This window comes from Paenibacillus sp. N119s, from assembly GCF_059447605.1.
Map to the genome: position 1 here is coordinate 1 of NZ_JCAJRU010000175.1, position 11,075 is coordinate 11,075.

Here is an 11,075-nt window from a genome sequence, read left to right on the forward strand (position 1 = left end):
GATGGGGTTCTGCACGAGTTTGCAACGGTTCCCGGTGTGAAGGAAGACGTAACGGAGATCATTCTGAACTTGAAAGCTTTATCGCTTAAAATCCACTCAGATGAAGAGAAAGTACTCGAAATCGATGCGGAAGGCGAAGGAGTTGTAACGGCAGGTGATATCCGTGCGGATAGTGATGTGGAAATTCTTAATCCGGATCTTCACATTGCAACGCTCGGACCGGGTTCGAGACTTCACATGCGTATTTTTGCCAATCGCGGTCGCGGTTACGTTAAGCAGGATCGGAATAAACGTGATGACCAGCCGATCGGCGTCATTCCCGTCGACTCCATCTACACTCCGATTGCACGCGTGAACTACGGCGTAGAAAATACGCGTGTCGGCCAGGTTACGAATTATGACAAGCTGACACTTGAGGTTTGGACAGACGGAACTATTCGTCCTGAAGAAGCTGTGAGCCTTGGAGCCAAAATTTTGACCGAGCATGTGATGTTATTCGTGGGTCTCACGGATGAAGCAAAAGATGCAGAAATTATGGTCGAAAAAGAAGAAGACAAGAAAGAAAAAGTTCTTGAAATGACGATCGAAGAGCTGGATCTCTCCGTCCGTTCCTATAACTGCCTTAAGCGCGCTGGTATCAATACGGTACAAGAACTCACGACTAAATCTGAAGAAGATATGATGAAGGTCCGCAACTTGGGTCGCAAATCTTTGGAAGAAGTACAAGAGAAGCTCGAGGAACTTGGTTTAGGACTTCGTACGGAAGAATAGTACAGCAACGGTTTTGTGAAGGAGGGGAAACTACATGGCATACCAAAAATTGGGCCGTAATTCCAGTGCCCGTAAAGCTTTGTTTCGTGATTTGGTAACCGATCTGTTCTTGTATGAGCGTATCCAAACTACTGAGGCTAAAGCGAAAGAAGTTCGTTCTATTGCTGAAAAACTGATCACCAAAGCGAAAAAAGGAGATCTGCACGCACGCCGTCAAGTGGCTGCGTTCGTTCGCCGTGAAACTTTGGATGGTGAGCAGGATGCAATCCAAAAGCTGTTTAGCGAATTGGCTACACGTTACAATGAGCGTCCAGGTGGATACACTCGTATCCTGAAACTGGGACCTCGTCGTGGCGATGCCGCTCCAATGGTATATCTGGAATTGGTTGACCGCGCGTAAACAGGCGAAGATGAGGGAAGGGTGGACAGAATCGGCTTGATTCTGAACAACCCTTTTTTTCTCTTGGAGGAGTCCTTGAGGGGCTTCTCCTTTGTTATGTTCGGTTATTTCCTGTAAGACCAGAGAATACCCCTGCAAAGGTGTGAGAAGCATGCGGAACTTGTGCATGAAGGTGAACTATGATGGAACCCAATATGACGGCTTTCAGACGCAGCCTAGTGGCAATACCATTCAGGACTGTCTTGAACATGCTATATACTCATTGACGGGCGAACGTCTTAAAATTACGGGCTCAGGACGTACAGATGCAGGTGTGCATGCATACGGGCAGGTATTCAATTTTCATACTGAATCGCCGATTCCGGTACATCGCTGGTGTCTGGCACTTAATGCCTGGCTGCCTCGTGATATTATCGTTACGGATGCGAGAGAGGTGCCACTGTCCTTTCATGCACGCCGCATGGCGAAGCGAAAGACGTATCGGTACAGTATAAATGCGAACCGGTTTCCAGACATCTTTCATCGTCGTACACAGGCTCATCATCCAACGAGGCTGGATGTAAGAGCGATGGAAAAAGGCTTGGCCCATTTAGTTGGCACCTTTGACTATACTTCGTTCGCATCCCGACGTTCCCAAAAGACGAATCATATTCGTACCATTTACGACGCCTATATAACAGTAGATCATTCCTTTTCACGTCCAGGGTCGGATGATCAGGGAATTATTCATACTTATATTACAGGCAACGGATTTTTGCAGCACATGGTTCGAATTATAATGGGGACTTTGCTGGAAGTGGGAGAAGGCAAAAAATCGCCGGATGATATTCCTTCCATTTTGGAGGCGAAAAACCGTTCAAAGGCTGGCCCTACGGCTGTTGGACACGCTTTAACGCTCTGGAATGTAGAGTATGAAGAAAACATCAAAAAACATTGATTTTTCCCTTGCAGAATTGATGGTTATCCTGTAATATAAAAGTTGTGTTTTCTTAATGGCTTTCCCACAGCCCCATTTAAGATAATCACTTTATAGCAACATCTAATCCATCGATAATGCAGCAACTTAACGAACGAAGATAAATGATGATTTCTGTTAACGAACTTAAGGAGGATACTTTTCATGCGTACTACGTATATGGCGAAGCCAAATGAAGTTGAGCGCAACTGGCACATCATTGATGCCGAAGGCAAAACGCTCGGCCGTCTGGCAAGCGAAGCGGCTGCGTTGATCCGCGGCAAACACAAGCCACAATTTACACCACATGTGGACACAGGTGATTTTGTTATTGTAATCAATGCGGAGAAAATCGTATTGACCGGTAAAAAAATGGAGAACAAGAAATACTATCGTCACTCCATGCACCCAGGTGGTCTGAAAGTAACAGTTGCACAAGATATGGTTAAGAACAAACCTGAACGTATGTTGGAATTGGCTGTTCACGGTATGCTTCCTAAAACTCGTCAAGGCGAAAAAATGAAGCTGAGACTTAAAGCTTACAGAGGTACAGAGCATCCACATGCAGCACAAAAACCTGAAGTTTACGAACTTCGCGGATAATTAAAAGGGAGGACAGTTTCATGGCACAAGTACAATACTATGGGACAGGTCGTCGTAAACATTCGGTAGCTCGTGTTCGTCTCGTACCGGGTGAAGGACGCATTGTCATCAATAAGCGTGATATTAATGAATATTTCGGTTTGGAAACTCTCAAACTGATCGTAAAACAACCACTGAATCTGACAGAAACACTTGGTAGCTATGACGTACTTGTTATCGCTCATGGTGGTGGTATCTCTGGTCAAGCAGGCGCAATTCGCCACGGTATTTCCCGTGCTCTGTTGAAAGCAGACCCAGAATTCCGTCCAGCTTTGAAAAAAGCAGGCTTCTTGACTCGTGACCCACGTATGAAAGAGCGTAAAAAATACGGTCTCAAAGCTGCTCGTCGTGCACCACAGTTCTCGAAACGTTAATATTTCGAATACAGAAGAACCTTTTCCATATGGAAAGGGTTCTTTTTTTATATAGATCATTAACTGTTCATTAGCCATATGTGGATAAATAGATCTACCCTAGAATTTCATGGCCTCATTTGTCCTGCAGATACATAAATAGCAGCATACATTGTACAGAGTACATAAGTTATCCACGATGTAACTAAGTTCGATATGGTTATGCACAAATATAGTTTGCTGTTTTAGTATGGTTTATCCTGTAATGTTCATAATCTGTGACTAAAGTAAAGTTCAGCTTTTTTGGCCTTACCTAATTTGATAAAGGGCTTAAGTAGGGCTCCAGTTACGTTCATGGCCTTATTTGTGTCCAATGCAATAATTCCTCAAGAAGGGCCTCTGTGCGCCCTATAGGAGCGAATAGGGGCTTACTAGCGATCTATGAGGTACATTAACTAGAGCTCATCCTGGCCACGTATGCATCATCTTTGAATGCAGATGTAAATATGACAAACCGAACCTAAATATATTTCTGGATCAAATCTAAGGCTAATCATGGATCAAAGGCACAACGCTTTTTTCCTCAGATATGTTTATCTGATCGTAATAACCCATTCCAGTCAGGAATAGGACGGCAAACACGTATTGGGCATATTCTTTGGTTCATGTGGAGTAGATAAGGCGTCTTCGTCAACCTAAGGCAATTTTCAAGTGTTGGGTATAAGAATATTTTATATAAAGGAAATGAACTTGGTTGGGTATGCAGGATAGCGTTAAAAAATGCTGACAGAACAGCGTTTTTGCATAATGCGAAAGGACCGATGTTTACCTCATAACGTTTTTTCTTGGATTGACAATGTATATGAAAGTTTTATACTGTACTTAATCTTATTAGTTTAGTCGGCATTGTTGAAGTGGCACTTATTTATGAATCTTCATATGGAGGCGCATTGATAATGAATTTATTGGAGAAAGAAGCGTTGATTAGAGTCAAGGCAAGTGAACTCGAAGAGGCTACGCCTGAAGAAATTATCCAGTATGCAGTTCATACATTTCCGAACCTTACTTTTGCTTGTAGCTTCGGAGCAGAAGATGTAGTGCTAGTAGATATGCTTCAAAAAATTAGTCCTGCTACCGACATATTTTATTTGGACACCGATTTTCATTTTCAAGAAACCTACGACACGCGAGATCAGATGAAAGCTAAATACAATCTGGATTTTATTAGAGTCTCTCCCTTAATCACTCCTGAAGAGCAAGCTGCGGAGCATGGAGAGGAGCTATGGAAAACAGATCCTAATGCATGCTGTGGTATACGTAAAGTTGAGCCGCTGACACGCATTCTGTCTCAATACGATGCCTGGATTACCGGTATTCGCCGCGATCAGGCACCTACCCGTGCAAATGCAAAAAAGGTAGAGTATGATGAAAAGTTTGGCCTCGTTAAATTTAACCCCCTGGCGAGCTGGACCTCTGAGGACGTTTGGAACTATATTCACACTCATGAAGTACTGTATAATCCATTGCATGACCGTAATTATCCTAGTATTGGCTGTGAGCAATGCACACGCGAAGTCCTGCCAGGGGAAGATCCACGTGCGGGCCGCTGGTCAGGCAATGAGAAAACAGAGTGTGGGCTTCACAAATAAAATGGTGTGCAGGTAGCTCTGAGACTTATTTATGAATAGAAAGGAAGTGCATTATGACTGCAATTCTTCCGCATGGCGGAACGCTCGTTAATAGAAATATTACAGGTCCCGAGCAAGAAGCGCTGTTGCAGGTTGCAAGTGACTTGTTTCCTATCCCTGTAAACTCATGGACAATTTCCGATCTCGACTTGATTGGAGTGGGGGCCTTTTCTCCATTAACAGGATTTATGAATGAGGTAGATTATCGTTCTGTGGTAGCGGATATGCGGCTCGCTGATGGTACAGTCTGGAGTATACCCATTACCCTTGCAGTAGCAGAAAGCATAGCCAGTGAACTGAAACTAGGCCAGCAGGTTGCTTTGGTGGGGGAGACAGATGGCATAATCTACGCTGTACTTGATATTGAGAGTATGTATCAGGTGGATCAGGCTGAGGAAGCAAGATATGTATTCAAGACGGATGACCCCGCTCATCCTGGTGTAAACAAACTGTTAGATCGACCTGCTACCTATGTAGGCGGAACTGTACAAGTGCTGAATCGACCTGAACCTACCCGATTTGGCGAATTTTATTACACACCAGCACAGACACGTAGACTTTTTGCTGAAAAGGGCTGGAAGACAGTGGTCGGTTTTCAAACGCGAAATCCGGTACACCGGGCACATGAATACATCCAAAAAAGCGCCATGGAAATTGTGGATGCGTTATTTCTTAATCCACTCGTTGGAGAGACCAAGTCAGATGACGTTCCAGCAGATGTGCGTATGAAGAGCTATCTGACGTTGCTGGACAACTATTATCCGGCTGATCGAGCTTTTCTGGGAGTCTTTCCTGCTGCTATGCGCTACGCTGGTCCTAGAGAGGCTATTTTCCATGCTATTGTGCGAAAGAACTTTGGCTGCACTCATTTTATCGTCGGAAGAGATCATGCCGGTGTAGGGGACTATTATGGTACCTACGAAGCACAGGAAATTTTCAAGCACTTTACACCTGAAGAGCTGGGGATTACCCCGTTGTTTTTTGAACACAGCTTTTATTGCACCCGGTGTGGAAATATGGCCTCAAGCAAAACATGCCCACATCCCAAGGAGCATCATTTGACGCTCTCTGGTACCAAGGTAAGGGAATTGTTGCGCTCCGGGGTTTGTCCGCCACCTGAATTTACACGACCAGAAGTCGCTCAAGTGTTGATTGAAGGTATGAAAGAATATGTTCATGCCTGAGTTGTACTAACTACACGCCTCGTCCCATATAGATTATTAGTATCTGTATAGGACGGAGGCGTTTTGTTATGCAAAAAAACAACCGTAAAAAAGAGGTTACACTGTGGATTCGATATCGTACGCTGCAAAAAATGCTTTTAGGCTGTTGTCTCGCTGTTCTATTTATCATGTTGACATTGTATGAGATACCTGCTTCGAGAGCCTGGATTCACTGGAGTCTACCGCTTGCTGGTAAGGTAATTGCTATTGATGCCGGGCACGGAGGGCCTGATGGAGGAGCGGTCAGCAAAGAGGGTGTCATTGAGAAGGATATTAATCTGGCGATTGCTTTTTATTTGCGTGATTATTTGCAGCAAGCAGGAGCTGTTGTCGTCATGACACGTGAGGATGACCGCGATCTGGCACAGCAAGAAACAAAAGGCTATTCCAGAAGAAAAACAGAGGATTTAAAGCAACGAGTACGTATGATTGAGGAGCAGAAAGCGGACCTCTTTTTAAGTATTCATATGAACAGTATCCCGTCCAGCCGTTGGAGTGGAGCTCAGACTTTTTTCGTACCTAATCATGCAGATAACGAGAATTTGGCGTCCTTAATCCAGGAAGAAATCAAACGTAATTTGGAAAATACGGACAGAGTGGCTAAGACCGTGAACACAGTCTATTTATTAAAGGCACTCAAAATGCCGGCAGCTCTTGTAGAAGTCGGATTTTTGTCTCATCCAGAAGAAGCCAGAAGACTCAGTGACGAGAACTATCAAAGACAAGTGGCTGCGTCTATATACAAAGGGATTTTGCGTTACAGTGCAGGAGAAAAGGGGACCTCCTCAGCACCTGAAGCCAGATAGTGGTATACTGTAAGTGTTTACCACTACATAAATCAATAAAGCAGAGGTGCTGATATTTATGCAATCAAGAGAGCAGGTTATAGAGCTACTTCAGCAAGTGCGGGAGCCCCAAACAGGACGTCCTTTGATTGATCTCCATTTTATTCGGGATGTCGTTGTTAAAGAGGATCGGATCTCATTGACTGCTATTACCCTGGATAGTCAGGAAAAGACGCGGTCAGAACTGGATCGGGAAATCCGGCAAACGTTAGAAGAAGCGGGATTAAGTAACGTCCATATTCGTATTCGTGAGGCATCTGAGTCTGAGAAATCAACTATTCAAAATGAACAGGATACCGGGGAGGTAGCTGATCCGGTATTGACCAAAGGCCATGCTGTGGGTATGGAAGAACATGAGCTGCTTAACCCAGCATCTGGCGTACGATTTATTGCCATTGCAAGTGGAAAAGGTGGTGTCGGAAAATCGACAGTAGCTGTGAATTTAGCAGCAGCTCTAGCTAGACAGGGTAAGCGTGTGGGTTTAATTGATGCTGATATCTATGGATTCAGTGTGCCGGATATGATCGGGGTAGAGGATGTACCTTCTGTCGAAGATGGTATCATTCAGCCAGTGGAGCGATTTGGCATTAAAATTATGTCTATGGGCTTCTTTGTTAGAGAAAACAATCCAGTCATTTGGAGAGGTCCCATGCTGGGGAGAATGCTCAGACAATTTTTTAGTGATGTCGAATGGGGCAAGCTGGATTATATGATCCTCGATTTACCACCAGGTACGGGTGATGTGGCACTTGATGTACATCAAATGATCCCTCAGAGCGAAGAAATCATTGTCACTACTCCACATGCAACGGCCGCCTTTGTAGCTGCACGTGCGGGGGCAATGGCTCTTCAAACGGATCATAAGGTCATAGGGGTTGTGGAGAATATGTCCTATTATGTGTCCTCCACCGGAGAAAAAGACTACGTTTTTGGACGGGGAGGCGGGGCTATGTTGGCAGATACACTCCATACGAAACTGCTGGCACAAATTCCGCTGGGTATTCCAGATAATCATCCGTCAGAAGCTGATTTTTCCCCATCCGTTTATAAACCGGAGTCGGAGACAGGGGCTATTTATAATGATATAGCTGCTCAAATTACGAGGTTACACATGGAATCTAAATAATAAAAAAGGCTGGTTTTAAACCAGCCTTTTTTTTACTGACCTCCTCCTTGTCCGCCTTCTCCGCCGCCTTCTCCTCCACCCCCATCTTGCTTTTTGTCCCCAGAGCCACCTTGCTCTCCGCCTTTTTTCTCAACCTTAGGTTGAAGTTCTTCTTGTACAACAGTTTTGAGTAAATTCATAACCTCAAGCCGAAAAATTGGATTCTGCATAGCATCATGCATGACTGTCATAGATTGTTTGCGATATTCTGGAGTTTTAGTTAAGTCCATGAACATCTTAGTTAACTCTGGGGATTTTAGCATCGCTTCAATTGATTTTTGGTAAGAAGGGTCTTTTATAAGCTGCATATGAAGCTGTTTGCTTTGACTATTGATAGCTTTGGCAAATTCTCCGGCAAAACGCGGATCAGTCATAATTTTTTCGATTTCTTTTTTATATTCAGGTGAGACCAAAGTATCTTTTACTGCGGTTTTCATCTGTTCTGCTGATTGCGTGGTCATCAGCATTTTCATTCCCACGCTGCCCCCAGATCCACCTTGTTCACCACTTTGACCGGATTTCTCCCCTTTTTCTCCAGTTAAAGCTTCTTCTACCGCCTTTTTTCCATCATCGCTCTTCAGGATATCGACAACCATCGTTTTCATCTCTTTATAACTGTTCTGGGGAGGTGCAGAACCCTGATCCGAGCCACAGCCGCTCAGTGTAACGCCCAGTACGCATACCATGCTAACAAATCGCAAACGAGTCCAATTCATGGCCGTATTCCTCCTTTATCATGAATGCGGATAGTATGCGGATGATTGGGGAGAAATATGTCGAGTTGTTTTTGGTTTTTAAATGAGAACGATGTAAAATAACTCCTTAAAGACCCAAAGCTTGATCGCGAACCTCTTTACCTTTTACTGTGCCCTGTTGCAGCAATTCAGATACAGTTACGAATTCATAACCTTGTGCTCGCAACTTGTCGATAATGACGGGCAACGCTTCATGGGTTTGTTTACAAGAATCACTGGCATGAAGGAGGACGATATCTCCAGGATGGGCTTTATTTACAACACGGTCGATGATGACTTGTGTACCAGGGTTTTTCCAGTCTAGGGAGTCAGTATCCCATTGAATGGTTTTGTAGCCCAAAGTGCTGGCAACTTGAAGAACCCTTTTATCAAAGTCACCATTAGGCATACGGATTAACTTCGGGGATTGTCCAATTAGCTCGGTTAATGTGGTATGAGCTGTTGAAATTTGCTTACGAATCTCTTCATCGCTTAAGCTGCTATAATTTTCGTGTTTATGACCATGGCTGCCAATCTCAAATCCGCTTTCTTTAATTTGTTTTACGAGTTCTGGATGTGTTTTACTCCAGGGTGCAGAAAGAAAAAAAGTCGACTTGGTCACTTTTTTATCTTCGAGAACTTTTAAAATGGGGGCAGTACGCTTATCACCCCAGCTAATGTCGAAGGTGAGAGCAATCAGTTTTTTATCGGTAGGTACACTATAGATGGCAGTTGGTGCTTCCTCGGAAAACACTGTAACATTATCGGTTTCTACATAAATGACTCCAGCAGTAAAGACGGCTGCAGCCATTACGATCAGGAATCGTTTGATTTTTTTGCCGTTCAATACGTAGAAAAAAGAACTCATAGTTAATGCCCCTTTCATCCTAGAAGTGCTTGTTTACTTAAAGCTATGCTAGGGGTTGTCAATTATTCCATTGGACTAATCGGAGGAATCAACAAATGGGTATAAAAGCATTTTTTCATGTTTTACGAACAACTAGACGGTTAATTTTGATCTCTGCACTTTTTTTCTGCGCAAGCATTGTAGTGGGATGGTTAAGTACGGGTACTATTCAGTCCATGTTGGCCCAACAAGTGGAGGGACTCGGGGGAGTGGCGCAACGTTTACAGAACTCTGAGCATCCACAATGGAGTTTTTTTGTGTTTATCTTTTTCAATAATGCAATCAAATGCGTGTTAGTTATATTCGCTGGAGCTCTTTTTGGAATCGTGCCCTTTATATTTTTAATTGTGAACGGAATGGTTTTAGGCTTTGTAGTGCACCTACAGGCTGATATGGGAAGAAGTATGTATGAAATTGTCGTAAAAGGATTATTGCCACACGGTGTGATTGAATTGCCTATTTTGATTATCGCCTGTGCCTTCGGATTAAAGTTTGGAACCAATATAATTTCTACCATTGGTGCAAGTATAGGAATGAAACGAAAAGGTAATGGTCCATCGTGGAAGGATTTTTTGAGACAAACGTTAACCGTGTCCATATGGTCTGTCATCTTTCTGTTTATAGCAGCTGCGATTGAGAGCGGCATAACTTATCGTTTACTGTCGCATTAAAATAAAATGGCCAATTGTTTATATATTTCCCGAAAATTGAACATAACAAAGGGGAGAGCGTAAGAAAAAGTTTAAAGATGCATCGGAGTAAGTTTGAGACCTTAGCAGTTGAGTTTAAAAATAGGTAAAGTTTGGAACAACTAATTGAGCAAATATAAGCACTATATAATCTGCTGATAAGGGAGTATGGTCATATGTTGGGTATGCTGTTTAACGAAAAGGAATGCAAGGAACTTGACTACGTTCTTCGTAAGGAACTAGATGAAATGCTGCTTGATATGAGTGATACTCGATTGGATCAGGATATCCGTTATGCAATAGCACTACGATATAAAACAGTCTTCCGCATGTATGCCCGTTTTGCACCCGCCAAGGAACTATCCAAATATGCACGCAGAGGCCGAGTCCCCCAGACCAAACAATGAAAAAATGAAAGAAGAACTATATCAAACAAGATATCAGAAAGTTAATATACTTTCTGATATCGAAAAAAGTATTGACACTATTCATTATCCATGGTAAATTAATTTTCGTTCCTTTTTGAAGGATTTGCTCGAAAAAAAGAATTAAAAAAGCTCTTGCAAAACTCAAAAAGAAATGATATATTATAAAAGTCGCCGCTGAGATGCGGTGATGGAGCAAAGTGAGATACAATGAAAGTTTGATCTTTGAAAACTGAACAACGAGTGAGTAAATTGATTTTGTTCGCAAAATCAAACAT

13 protein-coding genes are annotated in these 11,075 nt (G+C 43.2%); 11 read left to right on the plus strand and 2 right to left on the minus strand.

Annotation, left to right across the window (positions count from 1 at the left end; translation table 11 throughout):
* From AC5V8P_RS18195 to AC5V8P_RS18235, 9 genes are all read left to right on the plus strand, one after another.
* A partial coding sequence (locus AC5V8P_RS18195; protein ID WP_495473761.1) for a DNA-directed RNA polymerase subunit alpha occupies positions 1-771 on the plus strand: 771 nt, incomplete at its 5' end.
* 34 nt (positions 772-805) lie between these two features.
* Entirely contained in the window at positions 806-1,171 is a 366-nt protein-coding gene (gene rplQ / locus AC5V8P_RS18200; protein WP_013373253.1) for a 50S ribosomal protein L17, read from the plus strand.
* 151 nt (positions 1,172-1,322) lie between these two features.
* Entirely contained in the window at positions 1,323-2,108 is a 786-nt protein-coding gene (gene truA / locus AC5V8P_RS18205; protein WP_063211151.1) for a tRNA pseudouridine(38-40) synthase TruA, read from the plus strand.
* 183 nt (positions 2,109-2,291) lie between these two features.
* Positions 2,292-2,729: a 50S ribosomal protein L13 gene (gene rplM, locus AC5V8P_RS18210; protein WP_064795931.1), complete on the plus strand. Its 438-nt coding sequence runs from the start codon at positions 2,292-2,294 to the stop codon at positions 2,727-2,729.
* A 20-nt stretch (positions 2,730-2,749) separates the two neighbouring features.
* Complete coding sequence (rpsI, locus tag AC5V8P_RS18215) at positions 2,750-3,142, plus strand: 30S ribosomal protein S9 (protein WP_013373250.1); 393 nt, start codon at positions 2,750-2,752, stop codon at positions 3,140-3,142.
* Positions 3,143-4,077: 935 nt separating this feature from the next.
* Positions 4,078-4,770 carry a phosphoadenylyl-sulfate reductase gene (locus AC5V8P_RS18220; protein ID WP_064795930.1) on the plus strand — a complete coding sequence of 231 codons (693 nt, stop codon included), beginning with the start codon at positions 4,078-4,080 and terminating at the stop codon, positions 4,768-4,770.
* 53 nt (positions 4,771-4,823) lie between these two features.
* The gene (gene sat, locus AC5V8P_RS18225; RefSeq protein WP_064795929.1) at positions 4,824-5,993 is read left to right on the plus strand and encodes a sulfate adenylyltransferase; all 1,170 of its coding nucleotides are present in this window, start codon (positions 4,824-4,826) and stop codon (positions 5,991-5,993) included.
* Between the two features lie 68 nt (positions 5,994-6,061).
* Positions 6,062-6,838, plus strand: a complete 777-nt coding sequence (cwlD, locus tag AC5V8P_RS18230; protein WP_063211143.1) for an N-acetylmuramoyl-L-alanine amidase CwlD — start codon at positions 6,062-6,064, stop codon at positions 6,836-6,838.
* Between the two features lie 58 nt (positions 6,839-6,896).
* Entirely contained in the window at positions 6,897-8,003 is a 1,107-nt protein-coding gene (locus AC5V8P_RS18235) for an iron-sulfur carrier protein/transcriptional regulator SalA (protein ID WP_063211142.1), read from the plus strand.
* A gap of 32 nt (positions 8,004-8,035) precedes the next feature.
* Here the strand turns inward: AC5V8P_RS18235 and gerD are convergent, their stop codons facing one another.
* Positions 8,036-8,758, minus strand: a complete 723-nt coding sequence (gerD, locus tag AC5V8P_RS18240; protein WP_063211139.1) for a spore germination lipoprotein GerD — start codon at positions 8,756-8,758, stop codon at positions 8,036-8,038.
* Positions 8,759-8,864: 106 nt separating this feature from the next.
* The gene (pdaB, locus tag AC5V8P_RS18245) at positions 8,865-9,644 is read right to left on the minus strand and encodes a polysaccharide deacetylase family sporulation protein PdaB (RefSeq protein ID WP_064795928.1); all 780 of its coding nucleotides are present in this window, start codon (positions 9,642-9,644) and stop codon (positions 8,865-8,867) included.
* A 95-nt stretch (positions 9,645-9,739) separates the two neighbouring features.
* Between pdaB and AC5V8P_RS18250 the strand changes: the two genes are divergently transcribed.
* Positions 9,740-10,354, plus strand: a complete 615-nt coding sequence (locus tag AC5V8P_RS18250) for a stage II sporulation protein M (protein ID WP_063211135.1) — start codon at positions 9,740-9,742, stop codon at positions 10,352-10,354.
* 194 nt (positions 10,355-10,548) lie between these two features.
* The gene (locus AC5V8P_RS18255) at positions 10,549-10,779 is read left to right on the plus strand and encodes a hypothetical protein (RefSeq protein ID WP_013312131.1); all 231 of its coding nucleotides are present in this window, start codon (positions 10,549-10,551) and stop codon (positions 10,777-10,779) included.
* The last annotated feature ends 296 nt before the right edge of the window (positions 10,780-11,075 follow it).